The 1,238-nt window shown below is 36.8% G+C and carries 2 protein-coding genes; both read left to right on the forward strand.

Annotated features, from left to right (window positions below):
* Positions 1–167: 167 nt before the first annotated feature.
* The gene (locus C3938_RS17990; protein ID WP_158681762.1) at positions 168–305 is read left to right on the forward strand and encodes a hypothetical protein; all 138 of its coding nucleotides are present in this window, start codon (positions 168–170) and stop codon (positions 303–305) included.
* 77 nt (positions 306–382) lie between these two features.
* The coding region (locus C3938_RS17555; RefSeq protein ID WP_105104611.1) for a YqaJ viral recombinase family protein at positions 383–1,238 on the forward strand (856 nt) is incomplete at its 3' end.

The following is a 1,238-nucleotide window of genomic DNA, read 5'->3' on the forward strand; positions in this document are numbered from 1 at the left end:
AAGGTGATGCAACTCTTGTAAAAACAGCAATTATCAATAGACCGATTGGTAAATGGGATAGTGATGATTTTGTTCATGCATACGACCAAACAAATGATGAAGTTTTAGCATCTGCAGATTTACACACAGTAGTAAGTCAAATATTGAGAGATTAAGGAGGAAATCACATGGACTTAGAACACCCAGACATAACCGAAGTAAACCGCAACGGATATACAGATAATCCAAGATTAGAAAAAGAATCAAGTATTGTATTAGATCCACATGAATGGTTGAAGCAACTTAAAAAAGGCCATAAAAAATAGTCCTCTGCAAAGGACTATCAAGAAGCTATGAAATATATTAACTGCCTTAATTATAAGGCATGAGGGAGGAAAAGTAAATGGCTAAAAGCACTCTTGAAATGAGCAATCAAGATTGGCTTCAAGAACGCACAAAAGGTTTAGGTGGTAGTGATGCGAGTATCGTATTAGGACTCAATAAATACCGTACACCATTCGAATTATGGCTTGAAAAAACTGGTCAAACAAACTTAGAAGATACCGCAGGAGAAGCAGCTTACTTTGGGAACATTTTAGAAGACGTTGTCGCAAGAGAATTCGAAGTTCGTTCTGGGAAAAAGGTACGAAAAAATAACTTCATGCTACAGCATCCAGATCATCCATTCATCATGGCAAACATTGACCGCAAAGTTGTTGGAGAAGATGCCATTCTGGAATGTAAAACAGCAAGTACGTATCTATCTAAAGACTGGGAAAGCGAAGAAATACCAGAGGGTTACTTGGTACAAGTTCAACACTATTTAGGTGTTACAGGATACAAGAAAGCATACATTGCAGTTTTAATTGGTGGACAGCGCTTTGTATGGAAAGAAATTGAACGTGATGACGAATTGATTCAAATGATTTTCGATGCGGAAGTTAATTTCTGGAATCACCACGTACTGGGAAATGTAGCTCCGGCGTTAGATGGTTCAAGTGCTGCAGAGAAGTTCTTAAAAGAACGATATGCGGATGTGGAAGAAGGAAAGAGCGTTGACCTTGCTTTTAGCTACAAGGATAAACTGGACAATCTATTTGATATAAAAAATCAAATTAAACAATTAGAAGAAATCAAGAAACAAACAGAAAACGAACTCAAGCACGAATTAAAAGAAGCAGAAACTGGATTCGTTAAAAACTATCAAGTCGATTGGAAGCAATATGAACGTCAATCAGTTGATTCTAAGCTGTTAAAAA

Origin of the sequence: Microbulbifer pacificus (genome assembly GCF_002959965.1) — a bacterium.
Taxonomy (GTDB): domain Bacteria; phylum Pseudomonadota; class Gammaproteobacteria; order Pseudomonadales; family Cellvibrionaceae; genus Microbulbifer; species Microbulbifer pacificus_A.

Bases quoted from the DNA above. Each gene is read 5' to 3' on its own strand.
- C3938_RS17990 (WP_158681762.1), top strand. From the start codon at position 168: ATGGACTTAGAACACCCAGACATAACCGAAGTAAACCGCAACGGATAT.